Origin of the sequence: Massilia sp. LjRoot122 (assembly GCF_964252725.1) — a bacterium.
Lineage (GTDB): Bacteria > Pseudomonadota > Gammaproteobacteria > Burkholderiales > Burkholderiaceae_D > Telluria.
Map to the genome: position 1 here is coordinate 3,010,342 of NZ_CAXUPB020000001.1, position 22,300 is coordinate 3,032,641.

Annotated in this window: 21 protein-coding genes; 11 read left to right on the forward strand and 10 right to left on the reverse strand. The window is 67.2% G+C overall.

Annotated features, from left to right (window positions below; all coding sequences use genetic code 11):
- Positions 1–119: 119 nt before the first annotated feature.
- The 5 genes from ACSQ25_RS13070 (at position 120) to dctP (ending at position 3,118) form a co-directional block, all read left to right on the forward strand.
- A complete protein-coding gene (locus ACSQ25_RS13070) occupies positions 120–506 on the forward strand; it encodes a hypothetical protein (protein ID WP_436106118.1) in 387 nt (128 codons plus the stop codon).
- Positions 503–706: a helix-turn-helix transcriptional regulator gene (locus tag ACSQ25_RS13075; RefSeq protein WP_436106119.1), complete on the forward strand. Its 204-nt coding sequence runs from the start codon at positions 503–505 to the stop codon at positions 704–706. Before ACSQ25_RS13070 ends, ACSQ25_RS13075 begins: the two co-directional genes overlap by 4 nt.
- Positions 703–1,638: an alpha/beta fold hydrolase gene (locus tag ACSQ25_RS13080; RefSeq protein WP_436106120.1), complete on the forward strand. Its 936-nt coding sequence runs from the start codon at positions 703–705 to the stop codon at positions 1,636–1,638. Before ACSQ25_RS13075 ends, ACSQ25_RS13080 begins: the two co-directional genes overlap by 4 nt.
- 17 nt (positions 1,639–1,655) lie before the next feature.
- On the forward strand, positions 1,656–1,886 hold the full coding sequence (locus ACSQ25_RS13085; protein ID WP_436106121.1) for a hypothetical protein: 231 nt from the start codon (positions 1,656–1,658) through the stop codon (positions 1,884–1,886).
- Between the two features lie 215 nt (positions 1,887–2,101).
- Complete coding sequence (gene dctP / locus ACSQ25_RS13090; protein ID WP_436106122.1) at positions 2,102–3,118, forward strand: TRAP transporter substrate-binding protein DctP; 1,017 nt, start codon at positions 2,102–2,104, stop codon at positions 3,116–3,118.
- A gap of 1 nt (position 3,119) precedes the next feature.
- Here the strand turns inward: dctP and moaD are convergent, their stop codons facing one another.
- The 6 genes from moaD to ACSQ25_RS13120 form a co-directional block, all read right to left on the reverse strand.
- A complete protein-coding gene (gene moaD / locus ACSQ25_RS13095) occupies positions 3,120–3,377 on the reverse strand; it encodes a molybdopterin converting factor subunit 1 (RefSeq protein ID WP_436106123.1) in 258 nt (85 codons plus the stop codon).
- 7 nt (positions 3,378–3,384) lie between these two features.
- Positions 3,385–4,593, reverse strand: coding sequence for a molybdopterin molybdotransferase MoeA (locus tag ACSQ25_RS13100; protein WP_436108072.1), 1,209 nt, complete (start codon positions 4,591–4,593; stop codon positions 3,385–3,387).
- Between the two features lie 13 nt (positions 4,594–4,606).
- Entirely contained in the window at positions 4,607–6,082 is a 1,476-nt protein-coding gene (gene thrC, locus ACSQ25_RS13105) for a threonine synthase (RefSeq protein ID WP_436106124.1), read from the reverse strand.
- Between the two features lie 195 nt (positions 6,083–6,277).
- Positions 6,278–7,666: an L-serine ammonia-lyase gene (locus tag ACSQ25_RS13110; protein WP_436106125.1), complete on the reverse strand. Its 1,389-nt coding sequence runs from the start codon at positions 7,664–7,666 to the stop codon at positions 6,278–6,280.
- Positions 7,667–7,725: 59 nt separating this feature from the next.
- Entirely contained in the window at positions 7,726–8,682 is a 957-nt protein-coding gene (locus ACSQ25_RS13115) for an NAD-dependent epimerase/dehydratase family protein (RefSeq protein WP_436106126.1), read from the reverse strand.
- 20 nt (positions 8,683–8,702) lie between these two features.
- Positions 8,703–9,908 carry a glycine C-acetyltransferase gene (locus ACSQ25_RS13120; protein WP_436106127.1) on the reverse strand — a complete coding sequence of 402 codons (1,206 nt, stop codon included), beginning with the start codon at positions 9,906–9,908 and terminating at the stop codon, positions 8,703–8,705.
- A 163-nt stretch (positions 9,909–10,071) separates the two neighbouring features.
- Between ACSQ25_RS13120 and ACSQ25_RS13125 the strand changes: the two genes are divergently transcribed.
- Positions 10,072–10,641, forward strand: coding sequence for a helix-turn-helix domain-containing protein (locus ACSQ25_RS13125; RefSeq protein WP_436106128.1), 570 nt, complete (start codon positions 10,072–10,074; stop codon positions 10,639–10,641).
- A 65-nt stretch (positions 10,642–10,706) separates the two neighbouring features.
- On the opposite strand, the gene ACSQ25_RS13130 is transcribed toward ACSQ25_RS13125, so the two are convergent.
- The 4 genes from ACSQ25_RS13130 to ACSQ25_RS13145 all read right to left on the reverse strand — a co-directional run bounded on the left by ACSQ25_RS13130 (position 10,707) and on the right by ACSQ25_RS13145 (position 16,460).
- Positions 10,707–12,878, reverse strand: coding sequence for a prolyl oligopeptidase family serine peptidase (locus ACSQ25_RS13130; protein ID WP_436106129.1), 2,172 nt, complete (start codon positions 12,876–12,878; stop codon positions 10,707–10,709).
- A gap of 104 nt (positions 12,879–12,982) precedes the next feature.
- Positions 12,983–14,371: a tetratricopeptide repeat protein gene (locus ACSQ25_RS13135; RefSeq protein WP_436106130.1), complete on the reverse strand. Its 1,389-nt coding sequence runs from the start codon at positions 14,369–14,371 to the stop codon at positions 12,983–12,985.
- 143 nt (positions 14,372–14,514) lie between these two features.
- Positions 14,515–15,177 (reverse strand): 3'-5' exonuclease, encoded by a 663-nt coding sequence (locus ACSQ25_RS13140; protein ID WP_436106131.1) that lies wholly within the window; start codon positions 15,175–15,177, stop codon positions 14,515–14,517.
- Positions 15,178–15,194: 17 nt separating this feature from the next.
- The gene (locus ACSQ25_RS13145; protein ID WP_436106132.1) at positions 15,195–16,460 is read right to left on the reverse strand and encodes an Hsp70 family protein; all 1,266 of its coding nucleotides are present in this window, start codon (positions 16,458–16,460) and stop codon (positions 15,195–15,197) included.
- 141 nt (positions 16,461–16,601) lie between these two features.
- Between ACSQ25_RS13145 and ACSQ25_RS13150 the strand changes: the two genes are divergently transcribed.
- From ACSQ25_RS13150 to ACSQ25_RS13170, 5 genes are all read left to right on the forward strand, one after another.
- On the forward strand, positions 16,602–17,084 hold the full coding sequence (locus tag ACSQ25_RS13150; RefSeq protein WP_436108073.1) for a DUF2244 domain-containing protein: 483 nt from the start codon (positions 16,602–16,604) through the stop codon (positions 17,082–17,084).
- A 132-nt stretch (positions 17,085–17,216) separates the two neighbouring features.
- Positions 17,217–18,128 (forward strand): isoaspartyl peptidase/L-asparaginase, encoded by a 912-nt coding sequence (locus ACSQ25_RS13155; RefSeq protein WP_436106133.1) that lies wholly within the window; start codon positions 17,217–17,219, stop codon positions 18,126–18,128.
- A complete protein-coding gene (locus tag ACSQ25_RS13160) occupies positions 18,125–19,003 on the forward strand; it encodes a cyanophycinase (protein WP_436106134.1) in 879 nt (292 codons plus the stop codon). The genes ACSQ25_RS13155 and ACSQ25_RS13160 overlap by 4 nt, the downstream gene beginning before the upstream one ends.
- The gene (cphA, locus tag ACSQ25_RS13165; protein ID WP_436106135.1) at positions 19,000–21,600 is read left to right on the forward strand and encodes a cyanophycin synthetase; all 2,601 of its coding nucleotides are present in this window, start codon (positions 19,000–19,002) and stop codon (positions 21,598–21,600) included. Before ACSQ25_RS13160 ends, cphA begins: the two co-directional genes overlap by 4 nt.
- A gap of 182 nt (positions 21,601–21,782) precedes the next feature.
- Entirely contained in the window at positions 21,783–22,283 is a 501-nt protein-coding gene (locus ACSQ25_RS13170; RefSeq protein ID WP_436106136.1) for an outer membrane beta-barrel protein, read from the forward strand.
- The last annotated feature ends 17 nt before the right edge of the window (positions 22,284–22,300 follow it).

The following is a 22,300-nucleotide window of genomic DNA, read 5'->3' on the forward strand; positions in this document are numbered from 1 at the left end:
TAGGCGAAGGAGCGGCATTGTAGTCGAGTTTGCGGCCCGCATAAACATGTAAAGGGAACTTGACATGTCTAGTTTCCTTGACTACGATGTCAAGCATACTTTACTTGTTGGAGGATGTCATGCATGAAAAGCGGGTCGGGAAAGCCTATTTGCGGGAACTGTTCGCATCGCTGGCGCTGTACACGGTGCTCTTGATCGCGGCCATCCGCTGGGGCCGGCCGATGGAAGACGGCCTGGCGCGCACCCTGGTGCTGCTGTCGCCGATGATGGGCTTCGGCGCGGCCCTGTGGGTCATCGCGCGCCACTTCGGGCGGATCGACGAATACATGCGCATGCGCCTGCTGGAAAACGTGGCCCTGGCGGCCGCCATCACCGCCGGCCTGAGCTTCAGCTACGGCTTCCTCGAGACCGCGGGCTATCCGAAGCTGTCGATGTTCACCGTGTGGTGCGTCCTGTGTGGCGCCGTCATCCTGGTGCAGCTGGTGCGCAAGCTGCTCGACCGATGAACAACCACATCCGATCCCTGCGGGCCGAGCGCGGCTGGAGCCAGGCCGAGCTGGCCGACATGCTCGACGTCTCGCGCCAGAGCGTAAATGCGATCGAGACCGGCCGCTACGACCCCAGCCTGCCCCTCGCCTTCGCCATCGCCCGCCTGTTCGGCCAACCGATCGAATCCATCTTCACCCCAGACCCGGAGACACCATGAAAGCCGCATTCCTGTTCACCCTGGCGCTTGCCGCCACCCTGCCAGTACATGCCGCCCCCGCGCCAGAGGCGGCGCCCGCCGCCAACCGCTTCGCCATGCGCATGGCGCCGGCCGAACGCTTCGAGATCCAGGGCATGCTGGTCGAACGCCACGGCCAGGGCGGGCGCCCGCTGGTCCTGATTCCCGGCCTGGCGAGCGGCCCCTGGGCCTGGCAAGACCTGGTGCGGCGCTTCAGCGGCGAGCGCGCCGTCTACGTCGTGACCCTGCCCGGCTTCGACGGCCGTCCGGCCCCGAACGGCCCGCCGCTCGCGGCGGCCCGCGCCGCCCTGCAGGAACTGGTCATTTCGCGCCGGCTCGACAAGCCGGTGCTGATCGGCCACAGCCTGGGCGGCGCCCTGTCCTTCGCCGTGGCCCAGGACATTCCGGCCCAGGTGGGCGGCGTGATCTCGCTGGACGGCCTGCCGGTCTTCCCCGGCACCGAGGCGCTGGCGCCGGAGCAGCGCCCGCTCATGGCGGCCAGCGTGCGCCGCCGGCTGGAAGCGGCACCGGCGGATGCCTACGCCGAGCAGCAAAAGCAGTACATGCGCAGCCAGGGCCTGGTCGACATGGGCAAGGCCGAGGACCTGGCCGCGCTGGCCCTGCGCAGCGACCGCGCCGCCGTCGGCGCCTACATGGAAGAGCTGCTGGGCACCGATTTGCGTCCCGGCCTGCCGAAGATTGCCGCACCGGTGCTGGTGCTGGTACCCTACTTCGAACCGGATGCGAGCCAGGACCAGGTCACCGCCATGATGAAGCTCGAACACTACCGCAGCCTGCTCGCCGGCACGCCCCAGCTGATTGTGGAACCGGTGCCCAAGGCGCGCCATTTCGCCATGTTCGACCAGCCCGATGCCGTAGCCGACGCGGTCCGCCGTTTCCTCAACCGTCTGTAACCCTGAAGGAGCACCCGATGCACAAACTGACTTACTGGAGCGGCCAGTACCTGCTGGCCGCCGGCTCGATGTTCGCCCTGCTCGTCGGCATCGACGTGTTCCTGCGCGGCGAGGCCTTCGAGACCGGCTGGCGCGAGTCGCTGGCCTGGTCGGTGATCGCGGCCGCCATCTTCATCGGCTCGCGCTATTACCGGGCCGAGCGCGGCGCCGAGTGCGCCATGTGCCGCCATCCCGACACCAAGCCCTGATTCGCCACCCTCCAGGCTGGATCAAGACGGACCCCTGCTATATGCATGCGTTTGACATATCTATAAGATTCTTCTTGACAATACATGTAACAGGAATATTCTTGTATCCGCTATAACGAACGATGGCGCCCGCTCGACGAGGCCGCCACGACTCGCCAAGGCAGTCCGTTTCAACATCTTGGAGGATGTGTATGTCGGTAATGAACAGGGCAGCAATGTCCCGTAGGACAGTGCTGGGCGCAATCGCGTCCAGTCCACTCTGGATGCAGTCCGCATGGGCGCAGCCAAACAATCTGAAGATCTCCCACCAGTTCCCGCGCGGCAGCCTTGCAGAAGGCGATTTCCGCGACCGCTTGTGCCGCATGTTCGCGGCCAATGTCGAACGGCACACCCGCGGCGGCCTGAAGTTCTCGATCTATCCCGGCGCCAGCCTGATGGCGCCCAACGCCCAGTTCGGCGCACTGCGCAACGGCAGCCTGGACATGGCCCTGGTGCCGCTGTCGTATGCGGGCGCCGAGGCCCCGGAAGCGAACATCGGCCTGATGCCCGGACTGGTCACGTCGTACGAGCAGGGCTATGCGTGGAAGAATGCGCCGGTCGGGCGCGAGCTGACCCGCATCCTGAACGAACAGGGCCTGGTGGTGGTCAGCTGGATCTGGCAGGCCGGCGGGGTCGCCTCGCGCGGCAAGCCGATCCTGCATCCGGAAGACGTGGCCGGCCTGAAGGTGCGCGGCGGCTCGCACGAGATGGACCGCCTGCTGGCCGATGCCGGCGCCACCGTGGTCAACCTGCCGTCCAACGAGATCCAGGCCGCCATGCGCGCCGGGACCCTCGACGCGGCGCTGACCTCGTCGACTTCGCTGATCTCCTTTCGCCTGCAGGAATCGGCGCGCGCCGTCACCACGGCGCGCGGCGGCGCCTACTGGTTCATGTTCGAGCCGCTGATGATGTCGCGCACCGTGTTCGACCGCCTCAGCAAGCAGCAGCAGGCTGCCGTGATGGCCGTGGGCGCCGAGCTGGAAGGCTTCGCGCTCAAGGCCGCACGGACGGACGACGCGGCGGTGGCCGCGGTGTACGCCAAGACCGGTGCCCAGATCGTCGACCTGAACGCCGAAGCCCTGCGCAAGTGGCAGGCGGTGGCGCGTACCAATGCCTGGCGCGAGTATGGCGAGAAGAACGGCAATTGCGCCAAGCTGCTGGAACTGGCCGAGCAGTCGATCGCGATGATCTGACCTAGCCGCCCGTCACGGGCGGAAAGAAGGCCACCTCGGCCCCGTCGACCACCTCGGTCTCGGGGCCGCACATCACCTGGTTGCAGGCCATGCGCACGGCGCGGTTCTGGCCCAGGGCTTCGGCCCAGGCGCCGCCGCGTGCCACCAACGCCTCGCGCACCGCACCCACAGTCGTTGCAACCGCAGGCAATTCCAGGCTTTCCTGTCCGGTGCCGAGCTGTTCGCGCACCGATGCGAAATACCGCAAACTGATTTTCATGGTGATCCTAGTGCTGCAGTTCGGCGAAGGGAATGAAGCGCACCAGGTCGCCGTCGGCGATGGCCTGGCCCGGCGGATTGTCCACCAGGCCCTCGCCCCAGACGGTCGAGGTCAGCACGCCCGAGCCCTGGTTCGGGAACAGGTCGAGCCCACCGGCCGCGTTCACGCGCACACGCAGGAATTCGTTGCGGCGGTCGGCCTTCGGCAGCGCGAAGTCGGCGCGCATGCTGTAGCCGCGCGGCTCCACCGGTCCGCGCACGCCTTGCAGGCGCAGCAGGAAGGGCCGTACGAACAGCAGGAAGGTGATGAAGCTCGACACCGGGTTGCCCGGCAGGCCGATGAAGTACGAGGCGCCCTGTTCGCGCCGGATCTCGCCGAAGGCCAGCGGCTTGCCCGGCTTGACGGCGATCTGCCACATGTCCAGGCGCCCTTCGGCTTCGACGGCCGGCTTGATGTGGTCCTCTTCGCCCACCGAGACCCCGCCCGAGGTGATGATCAGGTCGTGCTCCCGCGCGGCTTCGCGCAGGGTCGCGCGGGTCGCCTCCAGCGAATCCGGCACGATGCCGTAATCGGTGAAGTCGCAGCCGAAGTTCTCCAGCAGGCCGCGCAAGGTGAAGCGGTTCGAGTTGTAGATGGCGCCCGGCGTCAAGGGCTCGCCCGGCATGGCCAGTTCGTCGCCGGTGAAGAACACCGCCACGCGCGCGCGGCGCAGTACCGGCAGCGCGGCCAGGCCCACGGAAGCGGCCAGCCCGAGTTCCTGGCTGCGCAGGCGCGTGCCCGCCGGCAGGATCACCGCGCCCGCCGCGACGTCCTCGCCGGTGCGGCGGATCCATTCGCCGGCGCGCGGCGCGTGGCGCACCGTGACGCTGTCGCCCACCGCCTCACACTGCTCCTGCATCACGACCGCATCGGCGCCGGGCGGAATCAGGGCCCCTGTGAAGATGCGGGCGGCGGTGCCGGGCTCGAGCGGCTCGCCGACGCTGCCGGCCGGGATGCGCTGGGCCACGCGCAGGGTCGCGCTGCCGCTCTCGCAGTCGGCCGCGCGCACCGCGTAGCCGTCCATCTGGGTATTGTCGGCGGAGGGCACGTTGATGGTCGCATGCTGGTCTTCGGCCAGCACGCGGCCATTGGCTTCCAGGGTCGGCACGCGCTCGATGCCCTCGAGCGGCCGCGCCGCATCGAGCAGCCGGCCCAGGGCCTCGCGCACGGACAGCATCGGCGGCTTCATCTCACAGCCCCGTGTGCTGGGCGATGTAGGCCTTCATGGTATCCACATCGGTGCCCATGACCACGAAGCGCTGCGGCAGCGCCTCGATGTCCTCGAAGCCTGCCGGACGCTCGGCATCCATGCCGATTGCTTCCAGGATGGTCTCGTTGAACTTCGCGGCCAGCGCGGTTTCCAGCACGATCATGGGGACGCCCGGCTGCAGGTGTTCACGCGCGACCTTGATGCCGTCGGCGGTATGGGTATCGATGGTGATGCCGTAGTCGTCCAGCACGTCGCGGATGGTCGCCAGGCGGTCCGCATGGGTCGATTTGCCCGAGGCGAAGCCATACTGGCCGACCAGCTTCCATTCGTCGCCGTCGCTGCCCGCTGCGCCTGACAGGTCGAAGCCTCCATGGGTGTCGACCTTGCGGAACAGCGCATGGGTGCGCTCGGCGTCGCGGCCCACCAGTTCGTACACGAAGCGCTCGAAGTTGGACGCCTTCGAGATGTCCATCGAGGGGCTGCTGGTGTGATAGGTCTCGGCCGGCTTGCGCACGCGGTACACGCCGGTGCGGAAGAATTCGTCCAGCACGTCGTTCTCGTTGGTGGCGGCCACCAGCTTGTCGATCGGCAGGCCCATCATGCGTGCGATGTGGCCGGCGCAGATGTTGCCGAAGTTACCCGACGGGACCGTGAAGGAGACCTTCTGGTCATTGCTGGTCGTCGCGGCGAGGTAGCCGCGGAAGTAGTACACCACCTGGGCCACCACGCGCGCCCAGTTGATCGAGTTGACGGTGCCGATCTTGTGGCGCGCCTTGAAGGACAGGTCGTTCGATACGGCCTTGACCATGTCCTGGCAGTCGTCGAACACGCCGTCGACGGCGATATTGAAGATGTTCGGGTCCTGCAGGCTGAACATCTGCGCAGTCTGGAAGGCGCTCATCTTCTTGTGCGGCGACAGCATGAACACGCGCACGCCGCGCTTGCCGCGCATCGCGTACTCGGCGGCGCTGCCGGTATCGCCCGAGGTGGCGCCGAAGATGTTCAGTTCATCGTTGTTCTTGGCCAGCGCATACTCGAACAGGTTGCCGAGCAGTTGCATGGCCATGTCCTTGAAGGCCAGGGTCGGGCCGTTCGACAGGGCTTGCAGGACCAGTTTGCCCTGTGCGCCGTCCTCAAGGACGCGCAGCGGGGTGATGTCGGCGCTGGACTCGTCGGTGCGGGCGTTGCGGTAGACCTCGGGCGTGTAGGTCTTGGCGGTCAGGGCGCGCAGGTCGGCGTCGGGGATATCGGTCGCGAACTTGCGCAGGATTTCGTAGGCCAGTTCGGCGTAGGAGAGCTTGCGCCATGCGTCGAGTTCTTCCTTGGAGACTTGCGGGTACTCTTCAGGAAGATACAAGCCGCCGTCCGGGGCCAGGCCCGCCAGCAGGATGTCGGAAAAACGTTGGGGATTGCGTGCTGCGGACGCGCTGGTTGCGCGGGTGGAGACGTAATGCATACGGTAGGAAATCCGGTAGGGGCCAAGGTTGAACTTTTATTATAGCGCCCGAATGGATCGTATGCTGTGGTGCAAAAAAATGTGGGTTGCTGCGGAACAGAATTGGATCCCGGCCTGCGCCGGGATGACGGTCTTAAGGCCAACAACTTGGAGACCGTCGTCCCGGCGCAGGCCGGGACCCAAGTTGACTTGAGCTCAGCAAGCTGCGTGATTCACGGTCACCACATGCACGGCGAGACCACCCAAGGAGGTCTCCTTGTACTTCACCTGCATGTCGGCCCCTGTCTGGCGCATGGTCTCGATCACATTGTCCAGGCTGACGAAGTGCGTCCCGTCGCCCTTCATGGCCAGCGAAGCCGCCGTGATCGCCTTGATTGCCCCCATGCCGTTGCGCTCGATGCAGGGAATCTGCACCAGGCCGCCGATCGGGTCGCAGGTCATGCCGAGGTGGTGCTCGATGCCGATCTCGGCCGCGTTCTCGATGCGCTCGTTGGAGCCGCCGAGCGCCGCCACTAGACCGGCCGCCGCCATCGCGCAGGCCACGCCGACTTCGCCCTGGCAGCCGACTTCGGCGCCCGAGATCGAGGCGTTCTTCTTGCACAGCATGCCGATCGCGGCGGAGCTCAGCAGGAAGTCGCGGATACCCTTGGCCGGATCGCTCGGACGGCAGTCCTCGGCGTAGTAGCGCAGCACCGCCGGGATGATGCCGGCGGCACCGTTGGTCGGCGCCGTCACGACACGGCCGCCGGCCGCGTTCTCTTCGTTCACCGCCATCGCGTACAGGGTCACATGGTGCGTCGCATCATGCGGCAGTTCGTTGACGCGCTTGCCCTCGACGCAGTGTGCCTGCTTCCACAGCTTGGCCGCGCGCCGCTTGACGTTCAGGCCGCCCGGCAGCTCGCCTTCGGTGACCAGGCCGTGGGCGATGCACTCGCGCATGACTTCCCAGATGCGGTCCAGGCCCGCGTCCAGTTCGGCCTCGCTCATGCGCGCCAGTTCGTTCGCGCGCAGCATGTGCGGGATCGACAGGCCATGTTCCCTGCCCTGCGCCAGCAGCTCGCTCATGGTGCTGAACGGGAAAGGCACGCTGACCGCATTCGCATCGGGCGCGCGGTTCTGGCCTTCGCCGGCCGCCGTGATGAAGCCGCCGCCGACCGAATAATAGATGCGCTCGATGATGCTGCCGTCGGCCAGCTGCAGAATGAAGCGCATGCCGTTCGGGTGCTCCGGCAGGGTCGACTGCTTGTGCCAGACCAGGCCTGTGCGGTACTGGAAAGGCACTTCCTTCGTGCCCAGCAGCCTGAGGACGCCGTCCATCTCGGCCTCGGCCAGCTTGTCTTCGACGGTGTCCGGGTCGACGCCCTGCGGCGTTTCGCCCATCAGGCCCAGAATCACGGCCTTGTCGGTCGCGTGGCCGACCCCGGTCAGGGCCAGGGACCCGTACAGGTGGGCCTCGACCCCGACCGCGTTCTCCAGCGAGCCGCATTCCAGCAGGAAGCGGCGCGCCGCCACCATCGGGCCCACCGTGTGGGAGCTCGATGGCCCGATACCGATCTTGAACAGATCAAAAACACTCATGTCCATCTATTGTCTCGCTCTTCAGTTTTTTATTGTTATGAGGCTGCGGTGATGTGCCGTGAAAATCAGGCGGTGACGCCGACGTCGATGTTCTTCAGCATATCGGCGACCATCTCGTCGACGCCGATACGGGCCTTCCAGCCCCAGTCGGCGCTCGCGCGGCTGTCGTCCAGGCTCTTCGGCCAGGAATCGGCGATCTGCTGGCGGCTGTCCGGCTTGTAGGCGATCTCGAATTCGGGCAGCGACGTCTTGATCGCGGCGGCCAGTTCGCGCGGGTTGAAGGACACGCCAGCCACGTTGTACGAGGAACGGATCGCGACTTTCTCGCCCGGGGCATCCATCAGTTCGATGGTAGCGCGGATCGCGTCCGGCATGTAGATCATCGGCAGCGTGGTTTCCGGACCCAGGAAGCACTCATAGGTCTCGCCCTTGAGGGCGGCATAGAAGATGGCGATCGCGTAATCGGTGGTGCCGCCGCCCGGAGGCGACTTGAAGCTGATGATGCCCGGGTAGCGGATGCTGCGCACGTCCACGCCGTACTTGCTGTGGTAGTACTCGCACAGGCGCTCGCCGGCCAGCTTGCTGATGCCGTAGATCGAGGTCGGGTCCATCACCGCGTACTGCGGGGTCGACTCGGCCGGGGTGTTCGGGCCGAAGGCGGCGATCGACGAGGGCCAGAAGATCTTCAGCGGCTTGCCGGCCTCGCCACGCTCGCGCGCCACTTCCAGGATGTTCAGCAGGCCGTCCATGTTCAGGGTCCAGGCCTTCAGCGGCGCCTTTTCGCCGGTCGCCGACAGCAGTGCCGCCAGCTGGTAGACCTGGGTAATGCCTTCGCTGTCGATCAGCTGGGACAGGCGGTCCTTGTCCAGCACGTCGAGCTGGGTATAGCGCGCCGCGCCGTAGACGTTGTTGCTGCCGATGTCCGAGGCGATGACCTTGTCCGCGCCGTGCTGCTGCGCCAGGGCGGTGACCAGCTCGCTGCCGATCTGGCCGTTGGCGCCGATGATGAGGATGCGTTCCATGTATCTGTTCCGATCTGTCTTTAGTTATTCTTGAGGATGCCCAGCTCGCGGCCGGCCTGCTCGAAGGCGGCCAGCACGGTGTCGAGCTGCTCGCGGGTGTGCGCGGCCGACAGCTGCACGCGCACGCGCGCCTGGCCCATCGGCACCACCGGGTAGAAGAAGCCCGACAGCAGCACGCCCAGTTCGAACATGCGGGCCGCGAATTTCTGTGCGATCGGCGCCTCGAACAGCATCACCGGCACCACCGGGTGGGTGCCCGGCTTGATGGTGAAGCCGATGCGCTCGATCTCCTTGCGGAAGTATGCGGTGTTCTCGTGCAGGCGGTCGCGCAGTTCGGTCGACTTCGAGATGCGGTCCAGCACCGACAGCGAGGCGCCGGCGATCATCGGCGCCAGTGTGTTCGAGAACAGGTAGGGACGCGATTTCTGGCGCAGGGTCTCGATGACTTCCTTGCGGCCCGAGGTGAAGCCGCCCATGGCGCCGCCCAGGGCCTTGCCCAGGGTGCCGGTGATGATGTCGATCTTGCCCATCACGCCGCAGTGCTCGTGGGTGCCGCGCCCGGTCTTGCCCATGAAACCGGAGGCGTGCGATTCGTCGATCATGGTCAGGGCGCCATACTTTTCGGCCAGCGCGACGATCTTGTCCAGCTGGGCGATGGTGCCGTCCATCGAGAACACACCGTCGGTGACGATGATCTTGTGGCGCTTGCCTGCTTCGGTCGCCGCGATCAGCTGCTTTTCCAGGTCGGCCATGTCGTTGTTGGCGTAGCGGTAGCGCGCGGCCTTGCACAGGCGGACGCCGTCGATGATCGAAGCGTGGTTCAGGGCGTCCGAGATGATGGCGTCGTTCTCGTCGAACAGCGGCTCGAACACGCCGCCGTTGGCGTCGAAGGCGGCCGCGTACAGGATGGTGTCTTCGGTGCCGAGGAATTCGGACAGCTTCTGCTCGAGTTCCTTGTGCACGGTCTGGGTGCCGCAGATGAAGCGCACCGAGGACAGGCCGTAGCCGTATTTTTCCAGCGCTTCCGCAGCGGCCTTCGAGGTCTCGAGGTCGCCGGACAGGCCCAGGTAGTTGTTGGCGCACATATTGATGAGCGTGCGGCCGTCCTGCGCAAGGACTTCTGCGCCCTGGCGCGAGGCGATCACGCGCTCGGGCTTGAACAGGCCGTCGTTGCGCAGCGTCTCGAGTTTCGATTGGAGGCCACTATAGAATGCTTGGTCGCTCATGGTGTTTCCGCTCCTGGTTTGGTCCGGCTTGACCGGTGGTTGGCGAATGTCGTATCGTTGGACCCGTTCGGTTCATGAAACCGAGTTCTGTATGTCGAACGAAAATTCAATATATTGAATATTACCCCCAGCTAATGAACTTGGCAAGCCAAAGGCAATCACAATGACTGTAACAAATAACGCCCCGCCGGAAGTTGGCGCCACGCTACAGCGCCTGCGCCTGGCGCGCGGCCTGACCCTTGAAGATTTGTCACGTATCGCCGGGGTGTCCAAGTCGATGCTGTCCCAGATCGAGCGCGAAAAGGCCAATCCCACCATCGCCATCACCTGGCGCCTGGCGAATGCCCTGGGCGTGGAGATCGGCGAACTGCTCTCGTCCGAAGTGCGGGCGGTGGACCTGATCCGCGTGGTGGATGCCCACGAGACGCCCACCCTGCCCGGCGCCCACGCCGGCTATTCGCTGCGCATCCTGGGCCCGATGGACCTGGCGGGCAAGTACGAGTGGTACGAGCTGACCCTGGCGCCGGGCGGCGAGATGGCCTCGCAGGCCCACGATCCGGGGACCAAGGAACACCTGACCGTGATCAGCGGGACGATCGAGCTGGAAGTGGGGGCGGAAAAGAAGAAGATCAAGCATGGAGGCACCGCGCGGTATCCGGCCGATCATGACCATGTGATCCGGAATGCGGGGAAGACGGAAGCGAAGGCGCTGCTGGTCGTCGTGCAGCGTTAACGCAGACGTTCCATGAAAAACAACGGCCACCCTGGGTGGCCGTTGTCGTTTAGTCAGCCCGCAGCTTACTTGCTGCCGCCAACTGCCTGCGTCGCCGCGTCCATCTTCAGCTCACGCGCCAGGAAGCCCCAGCGGTCCGCGACTTCCTCGATCTGCTTGGTGGTCGGCTTGCCAGCGCCGTGGCCGGCCTTGGTCTCGATGCGGATCAGGACCGGCGCCGCGCCTGCCTGGGCAGCCTGGGCCGCGGCGGCGTACTTGAAGCTGTGCGCCGGCACCACGCGATCGTCGTGGTCGGCCGTGGTCACCATGGTGGCCGGATAGCAGGTGCCCGGCTTCAGGTTATGCAGCGGTGAGTACTTGACCAGGGCCTTGAACTCTTCCGGGTTCTCCGACGAGCCGTAGTCCGAGGTCCAGGCCCAGCCGATGGTGAACTTGTGGAAGCGCAGCATGTCCATCACACCCACCGCCGGAATCGCCGCGCCGAACAGTTCCGGACGCTGGGTCATGGCCGCGCCCACCAGCAGGCCGCCGTTGGAGCCGCCGCCGATCGCCAGCTTGCTCGGCGAGGTCACCTTGTTGGCGACCAGCCATTCGGCCGCGCCGATGAAGTCGTCGAACACGTTCTGCTTCTGCAGCTTGGTGCCGGCCTGGTGCCAGGCTTCGCCGTATTCGCCGCCGCCGCGCAGGTTGGCCACCACGTAGACGCCGCCCATCTCCATCCAGGCCAGGTTGGCCGGCGAGAAGCCCGGGGTCATCGAGATGTTGAAGCCGCCGTAGCCGTACAGGTAGGTCGGGTTCGAGCCGTCCAGTTTCAGGCCCTTCTTCGACACGATGAACATCGGGACCTTGGTGCCGTCCTTCGAGGTGAAGAACTGCTGGCGGGTCTCGTAGTCGGCCGGGTTGAAGTCGACCTTCGGCTGGCGGAACACGGTGCTCTGGCCGGTCTTCAGGTTCAGGCGGTAGATCGTGGTCGGGGTGGTGAAGCCGGCAAAGGAGTAGAAGGTCTCGGTCTCGCCGCGCTTGCCCGACAGGCCGCCCACGGTGCCGATGCCCGGCAGCTTGACTTCACGTACCAGCTTGCCCTTGAGGTCGTGCACGCGCACGACGCTGCGCGCATCCTTCAGGTACTCGAGCACCAGCTGGTTGTTGATGATGTCGGCGCCGGCCAGGGTGTCCTTGCCCTCGCCGACGATCTCTTTCCAGTTGCTCTCCGCCGGCTTGTTCACGTCGATCGCGATGATGCGCTTGCGCGGGGCATTGCGGTCGGTGCTGAAGTAGAAGACGCTGCCGATGTTGTCGATGAAGCTGTAGCCGGCGTCGAAGTTGTCGACCAGGTCGACGACTTTCGAGTCAGGCTTGGACAGGTCCTTGTACGACACGCGGTACTTCGGCGCGGTGCCCTTGGTGGTGGTGATGACCAGGTAGCGGCCGTCGTCGGTGGTGCTGCCGCCGAAGCCCCATTCCTTCTGGTCGGGGCGGTCGTACACCAGGGTATCGGCGCTTTGCGGGGTACCGATGCGGTGGTAGTACAGCTTCTGGAAGTAGTTGACGTCGGCCAGCTTGGTCGCTTCCTTCGGCTCGTCGTAGCGGCTGTAGAAGAAGCCCTTGCCATCCTTGGTCCAGGCGGTGTTGGAGAACTTCACGAACTTGACGTGGTCTTCGAGGTCCTTGCCGGTCTCGATGTCGCGCACGCGGATCTCGTTCCAGTCCGAACCCGAGGCGGCGGTGCTGTAGGCCAGCAGCTTGCCGTCCGGGCTGACTTCGGCGCCGGCCAGGGCGACGGTGCCGTCAGCGGACATGGTGTTCGGGTCGAGCAGGACGCGCGGGCTGTCGCCCAGGTTCTTCAGGGTGAACAGGACCGACTGGTTCTGCAGGCCGTCGTTGCGGGTATAGAAGTAGCGGCCGCCTTCCTTGCCCGGCACGCTGTAGCGCTCGTAGTTCCACAGCTTGGTCAGGCGCTCGCGGATCGCCGCGCGCTGCGGGATCTGCGCCAGGTAGGCCTGGGTCACCTTGTTCTGGGCCGTCACCCACTCCTTGGTCTCGGCGCTGTTCGCGTCCTCGAGCCAGCGGTAGGGGTCGGCGACGGTGGTGCCGTGGTAGTTGTCGGTGTGGTCCACCTTCTTCGATAAGGGGTAGGTCAGCGAAGGGGCGGTTGCAGGGCAGCTTTGTGCCAGCGCGGTGTTGGCGCCGAAGGCTGCCGCCAGCAGGACGACGAGCGTCGCGTGTCTCAGGGTCATGTTGATCTCATTCGAGTTATTCATGGGGTCGGCTTGCGCCGACGGCCATCATAGCGCGAATTGTCGGGCTCGCATACGCACCTGGCCCTGTCAATACCGACAGGTCAGGGATGCCAGCCCTGCCCCTGCTGCTGGCGCCGGGCGGCACGCACGCGCGAGGCCAGCGCACGCGCCCACGGCCCGCCGCTCGCCCCCAGCCGCCCGGCCACGCCGCCGCGCGGGCGCCGCCCTTCCTGGCCCGCGCCGGCCGCCAACAGCATCCACATATAGGCGCGCAGCGGATCGCGCTCGACCCCGCGCCCGCTGTTGACCATGCCGCCCAGGTTGTACTGGGCCAGCGCATGGCCCTGCTCGGCCGCCTGCCGGTACCAGTAGGTGGCGAGGGTGTCGTCGTGCGCTACGCCCTGGCCGTTGGCGTACAGGACGCCGAGGTTGTTCTGGGCGCTGGCGTCGCCCTGCTGGGCGGCGCGCCGGTACCAGTCGGCGGCGCGGGCCTCGTCGCGCGGCACGCCGTCGCCCCTGGCATACATGACCCCGAGGCTGAACTGGGCGTTGGCGGCGCCCTGCTCGGCCGCGCGCAGGTAGCAGTCGAGCGCGCGCGCCGGGTCGCGCGCACCGCCGCGGCCGGTGCTGTACATGACGCCGGCGCAGTACTGCGCCTGGGCATGCCCGCGCGCCGCCGCGCGCAGGAACCACTCGAGCGCGCGCTCGTCGTCGCCGGAACCATGGCCGGCCGCCAGCAGGGTGCCGAGCGCGTACTGGGCCTCGGTATCGTGCTGCATGGCGGCGCGCTCGAGCCAGGCGATGGCGCGGGCGGGATCGGTGGGGACGCCCTGGCCGTTGGCATAGGCCTGGCCAAGGAAGCGCTGCGCCGCCGGGATGCCCTGGGCGGCAGCCTCGCGGAACCAGCAGACCGCCTGCGCGTTGTCGGCCTCGACGCCGTCGCCGCGGCGGTACATCAGGGCGAGGTTGAGCTGGGCGGGACCGTGACCCTGGCGCGCGGCCTTGCGAAACCAGGCCATGGCGAGCGGGTGGCTCACCGGCGCGCCCAGCCCCTGCAGATAGCATTCGCCGAGCAGGTTCTGGGCGCTGGCCAGGCCCTGCTCGGCGGCGCGGTAGAACCAGCCGAAGGCGACTTCGTGCGACTGCGGCACGCCGCGCCCCTTGCGGTAGAGCTGGCCCAGGTTCTGCTGGGCGGCGGGATCGCCCTGGGCGGCGGCACGGCCGAACCAGCGCGCGGCCAGGTCGTCGCTGCGCGGGGCGCCGCGGCCGTTGCAGTACATGGCGCCGAGATGGTTCTGGGCGACCGCCAGGCCCTGTCGGGCCGCGCGCTGCATCCATTCGAGGGCGCGCACGTCGTCGCGCCCGACGGCCTCGCCGTGCTTGTACAGCAGGCCGAGGTTGAACTGTGCGTAGGCATCGCCGCGCTCGGCGGCGGGCAGGAACCACTGGAAGACTTCGTGTCCCTCGCGGGCGGCGTTCTGGCGATTCATCCTACCCCCTTGCGGCCCTCGCCGTCATTCGACAAAGGCGGAACACAAGCTTCCGCCGTTGTTAAAATTTTAAGGAGTGCGCCCCACCCGTGGTTTGCGTCCGCACAATCGTGGGGACGCCACACGCGTGCAAAGCCGTGGTATCAGGACGGAATGCGGGGCGCGGCCCGGCGCTCGCGCTCCAGGCTGGCGTATTTGTCGAGGAAGACCGGCACCTTGGCCGCGGCCAGCTTGTTGACCGACACCAGCAGGTCGGGTGCGACCTGCTCCAGGCCGTGGGTGCTGCCGAGCTGGCGCGCCGCATGCAGCAGCACGTGGGCGGCGACTTCGGCGTCGGCCTCGGCCCGGTGGGCGGCGCCGCGGAACTGGATGCCGAGGCGGCTCGACAGCTTGCCCAGCTTGTAGCTGGGCAGGCCCGGGAACAGCCGGCGCGCCAGCTTCAGCGAGCAGACCAGGCCGCAGTGCCCGGTCGGGCGGCCGATGCGCCAGCCCTCGGCCTTCAGGAACTTCTCGTCGAAGCTGGCGTTGTGGGCCGACAGCATGTCGCCGCCGATGAAATCGAGCAGCTCGGCCACCACCTCCTGGCTCGGCGGGGCCGTATCGACCATCTCCTGGGTGATGCCGGTCAGCTGGGTGATGAAGGACGGGATGCGCACGCCGCAGTTCACCAGCGAGACGTAGCGCTCGCGGATCTCGCCGCCGACGATGCGCAGCGCCGCCACTTCGGTGATGCGGTCGCCCATCTCGGGCGAGAGGCCGGTGGTCTCGAAGTCGAGCATCACGATCGGGCGTTCAAACACACTCATGGTTCGTCCTTGATGAATTAGCCGAATTTGCGCAGCGCGTCGAGGGCCAGGCCGGCGCCGATGCTGCCGAACAGGTCGCCCTCGACCTTGCGTGCGCGCGGCACCAGGGCCGCGATGCGTTCGCGCAGCAGCGACACGCCGCTCGATCCGCCGGTGAAGAACACGGTGTCCACGGCATCCGCTTCCACGCCCGCTTCCGAGAACAGGCGCGTCACGGTGGCGCCGACGTTGTCGACCAGGCCCGCGATGGCGGCTTCGAAACCGGCGCGCGTCACCTCCAGCGATTCGGGCGGCGCCAGCCGGTCGAGTTCCATCGTCACGGTCGGGCTGCCCGACAGGCCGATCTTGGCCGCCTCGACCTGGATCGCCAGCCAGTGGCCGGCGCGCTCGTCGATCAGCTTCTGGAGGCGCACCAGCTTGGCCGGCTCGGCGGCGTCACGCACCAGGTCGGCCAGCTGGGCGATGCTCTTGCGCGTGTAGGCCTGGTTGATGGTGTGCCAGGTGGCCAGGTTGAAGTAGTAGCTCGACGGGATGGCGGCGCCGGACAGCATGGACGTGCCGTAGCCGAGCAGCGGCATCACGCTGGCCAGGCTCAGGTACTTGTCGAAGTCGGTGCCGCCGATGTGCACGCCGCCGTTGGCCAGGATGTCGTCGCGCCGCTCGGGGCGCCTGCTGCGCTCGGGACCGAGGCGCACCAGGGAGAAGTCCGAGGTGCCGCCGCCGATGTCGGCGATCAGGACCAGTTCCTCGCGGTCGATCCGGGATTCGTAATCGAAGGCGGCGGCGATCGGTTCGTACTGGAAGGCGATCTCGCGGAAGCCGCAGGACCTGGCCACCTCTTCCAGGGTGTCCTGGGCGCGGCGGTCGGCTTCGCCGTCGTCGTCGATGAAGAACACCGGGCGCCCGAACACCGCGCTGCCGAAGTCGCGGCCGGCCTGGCGTTCGGCGCGGCGCTTGACCTCGCCAATGAACTGGCCCAGCAGGGCCTTGAAAGGCAGCGCCCGTCCCGCCACCTCGGTCTGGCCGTCGATCAGGCTGGTGCCGAGCAGGCTTTTCAGGGAGCGCATCAGGCGGCCCTCATAGCCCTCCAGGTAGTCGGCCAGCGCGGCGCGGCCATAGCTCACCTCTTCGTCGTCGGCATTGAAGAACACGACCGAAGGCAGGGTCGCCTTGCCGTCTTCCAGGGACAGCAAGGCACTGGCGCCGGGTTGGAAGCTGCCGCCGGGCAGCCAGCCGACGGTGGAATTGGAGGTGCCGAAATCAAGGCCGCATGCGAGCGCCATAGGAAGTTTTTCGTAGGAGGGGACGTGTCGGGGGCCGATATGGTAACAGATAAGCGCCCCGTCCGGCCCGCCCGGGCGTTGCCTTTTTCCGGGCTGTGGCAAACTGGTACACACCCGTATTGACAGCCCACCGTGACCACCATGGACGACCAGCCGGCCGAATGGCTGATGAAGCGCAACTGTTCGATGACGCCGCGCCAGGCACTGCTGGTGTATGCCCTGCTGTGCGCGGCCACCTTGGGCATCGCCCTGGTCTTCACCCTGCGCGGCGCCTGGATGGTGCTCGCCTTTGCCCTGCTCGAAACCGCGGCGGTGGGCGCCGCCCTGCTCCACTACTGCCGCCATGCGCTCGACCACGAACGCGTCCTGCTGGACGGCGGCGGCCTGCTGGTCGAAACCGCGGACGGCGCCCGCCGCTCGCAGGTCAGGCTCGATCCCGGCCATGCCCGTGTCGACCTGCCGGATGCCGGCATCCGCACACTGGTGGTGATCGAGGCGCGCGGCGTGCGTGTCGAGATTGGGCGTTTTCTGACACCCTCGGGACGCCTCGAACTCGTCCGCGCGCTGCGCAGCGCCCTGCGCGGCGCCTCACTTCTTTACGCCCCGCCGGGGCGTTCCCTGTAAGTTACTTCTTACACAAGCACGGCAACTGTACCGATTTGGTGCGGGCCTGCCCTTGCGGATAATGCTGATCTTGACTGCGTGACAATAAGTCTGCGCATCTTGCAACGCACAATAACAAGGATCAGGGACCACATGAGCACACCCCAACAGGCCGGCGCAGTCGTCGTCCACGGCGGCGCAGGCGCACCGCTGGAACACGAGGACGGTTGCGTGCTGGCCGCGCGCCGCGCACTGGCGCAGCTCGAAGTCAACGGCGACGCGCTCGACGCCGCCATCATCGCCGTCACCGCGCTCGAGGACGACGGCCGCTTCAACGCCGGCAGCGGTTCGACGCTGGGCCTGGACGGCGCCACCATCGAAATGGATGCCTCGATCATGGACACCCGCGGCCGCCTCGGCGCCGTGGCCTGCGTGCGCGACGTGAAGAATCCCGTGAAGCTGGCGCGCGCCATCGCCGACACGCCCCACGTGATGTTGGCCGGCGAAGGCGCGCAGCGCTTCGCGCGTTCGCTCGGCATGCCGGGCGGCGCGCCGGTCTCGGAACGCCAGCGCTCCGACCACCGCAAGCTGATGCAGGAACTGGCCGGCTCGGTGCCGCTGATGCCGGGCATCGACAACCGCCTGTTCGAGCGCTTCTGGAATTACAAGACGCCGCTGCAGCTGCCCAAGTCGAGCGCCTGCGACACCGTCGGCGCCGTGGTGCGCGGCCCGGACGGCCACTTTGCCGTCGCCTGCTCGACCGGCGGCTCGGCGCCCTGCCTGCTGGGGCGCGTGGGCGACAGCCCGATCATCGGCAGCGGATTCTATGCCGGTCCGCTGGGGGCGATCGCCGCCACCGGTATCGGCGAGCACATCGTGCGCCACCTGCTGGCGCGCACCGTCTACGGCTGGGTCGAACACGGCATGGCGCTCGAGGAAGCGCTCAAGCGCGGCGTCGAACTGTTCGACAAGGAAGTGGACATCGGCCTGATCGGCGTGACCCGTACCGAAGCCGGCGCCTATTGCAACCAGGGCATGCCCTATTCGAAGATGACCCAGCGATGAGCGACCAGGAACACAAGAAGAATGGCCACCTCGTGATCATCGGCGGCCATGAAGACCGCAAGCGCGAAATGGAGATCCTGACGCGCTTCGTCGAACTGTCGGGCGGCGCCGACGCCAACATTGTCGTGATCACCGCCGCCAGCACCATCGCCGACGAGATGTGGAGCATGTACGACGACGCCTTCGGCAACCTCGGCGTCGAGGCCCGCAGCCACCTCGAGGTGACCACCCGCCAGCAGGCCAACAGCGAGGAATTCGTGCGCCAGGTCGACGCAGCCACCGGCATCTTCATGACCGGCGGGGACCAGAAACGCCTGCTGGCCCTGATCGGCGGCAGCGCCCTGGACGCCGCGATGCACGTCGCACTGAAAGTACGCGGCGCCACCATCGGCGGCACCAGCGCCGGGGCCTCGGCCATGTCCGGCCACATGCTGGCCCAGGGCCGGGCCGAGATCCTGCCCGAGAAAGGCTCGGTAAGCCTGGGCGCCGGGCTGGGCTTCCTGCACCGGGTGGTCATCGACCAGCACTTCTCGGAACGCCAGCGCCTTTCGCGCCTGCTCAGCGTGGTGGCCCAGAACCCCTACCTGCAGGGCATCGGCATCGATGAAGACACCGCGCTGGTGGTCGAACTCGGCCGCGGGATCGAAGTGCTGGGCCAGGGCGCCGTCACCATCGTGGACGGCCGCACCATGATCACCAACGTGGCCGACATCAAGGACCGCGACACGCCGGAACTGATCGACGTGCGCCTGCACCTGCTCCCGGCCGGCAGCAGCTACCAGTTACCCAGCGGGCCGACGGCGCCCGGACAAGGCCTGCCCCCACCCCTGCTCGATTTTTTGGAAAACGTCACTAAACGGAACCCGATTTCATGAAGATCAAGGAAAAACGCCTGCTGCGCGGCCCCAACCTGTATGCCGACAGCCCCTGCCTGATGGCCGTGATCGACGATGGCGCCGCCAACGAATCCGGCAAGTGCGCCGGCTTCGCCGCCCGCCTGTTCGCCCTGCTCCCGGAGCTGCCGCCGGACGCCGCCGTGCGCCTGGCCGACGACGCCCTGGTGGTCGAGGCGCTGGAACCGGTCGTGATGGAACTCCAGCGCCTGGCCGGTGCCGCGGGGAGCTTTGGCGCGACCCTGGCAATCGGGGGCCAGCCGCGCGCACGCCGCGTGGTGTGCGGTTATGCAAGCGAGCAAGTGGCCCAGGCGGCCCTGCGCGTCGCCATCGACCTGGTCCAGGCCCTTGCCGAAAACCGTCCATTTGACCTCGACGCGGCGCTGAAGGCCTTGCGCGAGACCGCCGAAGACCATGCCATCGGCACCAGCACCAACGCCGTGGTGCAGGCCGCGCAGCGGCGCGGCATCCCGGCGCTGCGCCTGACCGATGAGGCCAACCTGTTCCAGCTGGGCTGGGGCAGCCGCCAGAAGCGCCTGCAGGCCACCATCACGGGCGCCACCAATTCGATCGCGGTCGGCATCGCCAGCGACAAGCAATTGACCAAGGCGCTGCTGGAAGTGGCCGGCGTGCCGGTCCCGCCCGGCGCCACCGTCTCCAGCGAGGAAGACGCGCTGCGCGCCGCGCGCCGCCTGTCCGGCCCGGCCACCGTCAAGCCGCTCGACGGCAACCAGGGCAAGGGCGTCACCACCAACTGCAGCACGCCGGAAGAGGTCGCGCGCGCCTTCGCCCATGCGCGCAAGTACGGCCGCAAGGTCATTGTCGAAGAGCACCTGCAGGGCCGCGACTACCGCGTGCTGGTCACCGGCCGCAAGGTCGCCGCCGCCTCCTGGCGCCGCCCGCCCTGCGTCAGCGGCGACGGCCGCTCGAGCATCCGCGAGCTGGTCGAGATCGAGAACCGCAACCCGGCGCGTGGCGAAGGCCACACCAACATCCTGACGAAGATCCCGATGGACGCGCTGGCCGCCGAGACCCTGGCCAAGCAGGGCTACGGCTTCGACACCGTGCTCGCCGCCGGCGTGACGGCCGACCTGCGCGGCAACGCCAACCTGTCCACCGGCGGCACCGCCGAGGACGTGACCGACCTGCTGCCGGAAGAGACCCGCGACATCTGCATCCGCGCCGCGCGTACCATCGGCCTCGACATCGCCGGCATCGACATCGTCTGCCAGGACATCGCCAAGCCCCTGCGCGAGCAGCGCGGCGGCATCATCGAGGTCAATGCCGCACCCGGCATCCGCATGCACCAGTACCCGAGCCGCGGCACCCCACGCGACGCCGGCGCGGCCATCGTCGACGCGCTGTTCGGCGATTGCGACGGACGCATCCCGACCGTCGCAGTCACGGGTACCAACGGCAAGACCACGACCTCGCTGCTGATCGCCCATGCGGTGCGCCAGGCCGGCCTGCGCACCGGCGTCACCACCACCGAAGGCGTGTACGTGGACGGCAAGCCCACCAGGAAGGGCGACTGCACCGGCTACCATTCGGCGCGCAGCATCCTGTCGGATCCGGGCGTCGATTTTGCGGTGCTGGAAACGGCGCGCGGCGGCATCCTCAAGCGCGGCCTGGCCTACGACCGGGTCGACGTGTCGGTGGTGCTAAACGTCTCCAGCGACCACCTGGGGCTGGACGGCGTCGACACCCTCGACGACCTGGCCAGGGTCAAGGCGGTGGTGGCGCGGCGCGCCTCGCGCGCCGTGGTGCTGAATGCCGACGACGACTACTGCGTGGCGATGGCGCACGCCTTGCGCGACGGCGTGGAAGTGATCTACTTCTCGCTCGATCCCGAAAACACCGTGCTGCTGCGCCACCTGGAGAACGGCGGCCGTGCCGTCTACCTGCAGGACCAGACCCTGGTGCTGGCCAACGGCGCGCGCCACGAAGCCCTGGTCGATGCGCGCCAGATGCCGGTCTCGCTGGGCGGCGCCGCGCGCTACAACATCGCCAATGCCCTGGCGGCGGCCGCCGCCCTGACCGCCAACGGTTTCGGCAACCAGGAGATCGCGGACGGCCTGCGCAGCTTCGTGTCCGACGCCAAGCACAACCCGATGCGCTCGAACCTGTTCGACGTCGACGGCGTGACCGTGATCGTCGACTACGCCCACAACTGCGCCGCCTATGCCGCGCTGGCCGAGAGCGCCCGCGCAATGACGGCCGGTCGCCTGGTCGGCGTGGTGGCCGCACCCGGCGACCGCCGCGACGCCGACCTGATCGACATCGGCCGCACCTGCGCCGCCGGCTTCGACGACCTGGTGGTCTACGAGACCGAAAACCGCGGCCGCCCGGACGGCGAGACCGCAGCGCTGCTGGTGCGCGGCGCGAAGATCGGCAAGCTGGCGGACGAGTCGCTGAGCGTGGTCCTGCCCTCGCACAGCGCGATCCGCCACGGCCTGTCGCTGTGCCAACCGGGCGACGTGCTGGTGTTCGGCTGCGGTACCACGCTGTCGGAACTGACCGATGCACTGCGTCCGGACAAGCCGGAACTGGCGCGCCGGATCGAAACCGCTGCGATCTGATCGAGGCGTTTTCCCTTAAGCCTTCCTTAAACGGATGAGCAAGCGGGTAGTAATCAGTGCATCTTTTGCATTTCGTTACAATTTGGCATTTTCATGCCACTGCTCTACTGTTACCTTGCTCATCCGTAACCCGGCCCGCTCCTCACGACAGCGGACCGGCTCGAACATCGGAAGGAAAAGGTATGCAGAAAGTCTTCGCCGTTCTCCTGGCAGGCATGGTCGCCGCGGGCGCCGCCTGTGCCGAACCGGTGCGCAGCGCGCCGCAGGCCTATGCCGGCGTCGGCGTGTCCGGGGTCGACTATGTCGGCGCGGCCACCAAGGCCAGCCCCAAGGTCTTCGGCGGCTACCAGTTCGGCAAGCAGCTGGCGGTCGAAGGCGGCGCCGTCGATTTCAGGAACGGCTACGGCATGTATATCGCCGTCAAGCCGAGCATCCCACTGACGGAAAAACTGAGCGTCTACGGCAAGCTGGGCGTGGCCCAGACCCGGCGCACCGCCCTGCCTCCGCCCGCGCCCGCGGCGCTCGGCAGGAAGAACGAGACCGGTGCCTACGGCGCTTTCGGCCTGCAGTATTCGATCACGCCGAATGCCGCCATCACGGCCGAGTATGAGCGCCTGCCGCTGGAAAAGCCGAGCGCCCTGAAGCCGAACGTGTTTACGCTGGCGCTGCAGTTCTTCTTCTGATCTGTTAAGTAAAAAAG

Coding starts and splice junctions, on each gene's coding strand:
- ACSQ25_RS13070 (WP_436106118.1), top strand. CDS start 120: ATGCATGAAAAGCGGGTCGGGAAAGCCTATTTGCGGGAACTGTTCGCA.
- ACSQ25_RS13075 (WP_436106119.1), top strand. CDS start 503: ATGAACAACCACATCCGATCCCTGCGGGCCGAGCGCGGCTGGAGCCAG.
- ACSQ25_RS13080 (WP_436106120.1), top strand. CDS start 703: ATGAAAGCCGCATTCCTGTTCACCCTGGCGCTTGCCGCCACCCTGCCA.
- ACSQ25_RS13085 (WP_436106121.1), top strand. CDS start 1,656: ATGCACAAACTGACTTACTGGAGCGGCCAGTACCTGCTGGCCGCCGGC.
- dctP (WP_436106122.1), top strand. CDS start 2,102: ATGTCCCGTAGGACAGTGCTGGGCGCAATCGCGTCCAGTCCACTCTGG.
- moaD (WP_436106123.1), bottom strand. CDS start 3,377: ATGAAAATCAGTTTGCGGTATTTCGCATCGGTGCGCGAACAGCTCGGC.
- ACSQ25_RS13100 (WP_436108072.1), bottom strand. CDS start 4,593: ATGCTGTCCGTGCGCGAGGCCCTGGGCCGGCTGCTCGATGCGGCGCGG.
- thrC (WP_436106124.1), bottom strand. CDS start 6,082: ATGCATTACGTCTCCACCCGCGCAACCAGCGCGTCCGCAGCACGCAAT.
- ACSQ25_RS13110 (WP_436106125.1), bottom strand. CDS start 7,666: ATGGACATGAGTGTTTTTGATCTGTTCAAGATCGGTATCGGGCCATCG.
- ACSQ25_RS13115 (WP_436106126.1), bottom strand. CDS start 8,682: ATGGAACGCATCCTCATCATCGGCGCCAACGGCCAGATCGGCAGCGAG.
- ACSQ25_RS13120 (WP_436106127.1), bottom strand. CDS start 9,908: ATGAGCGACCAAGCATTCTATAGTGGCCTCCAATCGAAACTCGAGACG.
- ACSQ25_RS13125 (WP_436106128.1), top strand. CDS start 10,072: ATGACTGTAACAAATAACGCCCCGCCGGAAGTTGGCGCCACGCTACAG.
- ACSQ25_RS13130 (WP_436106129.1), bottom strand. CDS start 12,878: ATGACCCTGAGACACGCGACGCTCGTCGTCCTGCTGGCGGCAGCCTTC.
- ACSQ25_RS13135 (WP_436106130.1), bottom strand. CDS start 14,371: ATGAATCGCCAGAACGCCGCCCGCGAGGGACACGAAGTCTTCCAGTGG.
- ACSQ25_RS13140 (WP_436106131.1), bottom strand. CDS start 15,177: ATGAGTGTGTTTGAACGCCCGATCGTGATGCTCGACTTCGAGACCACC.
- ACSQ25_RS13145 (WP_436106132.1), bottom strand. CDS start 16,460: ATGGCGCTCGCATGCGGCCTTGATTTCGGCACCTCCAATTCCACCGTC.
- ACSQ25_RS13150 (WP_436108073.1), top strand. CDS start 16,602: ATGGACGACCAGCCGGCCGAATGGCTGATGAAGCGCAACTGTTCGATG.
- ACSQ25_RS13155 (WP_436106133.1), top strand. CDS start 17,217: ATGAGCACACCCCAACAGGCCGGCGCAGTCGTCGTCCACGGCGGCGCA.
- ACSQ25_RS13160 (WP_436106134.1), top strand. CDS start 18,125: ATGAGCGACCAGGAACACAAGAAGAATGGCCACCTCGTGATCATCGGC.
- cphA (WP_436106135.1), top strand. CDS start 19,000: ATGAAGATCAAGGAAAAACGCCTGCTGCGCGGCCCCAACCTGTATGCC.
- ACSQ25_RS13170 (WP_436106136.1), top strand. CDS start 21,783: ATGCAGAAAGTCTTCGCCGTTCTCCTGGCAGGCATGGTCGCCGCGGGC.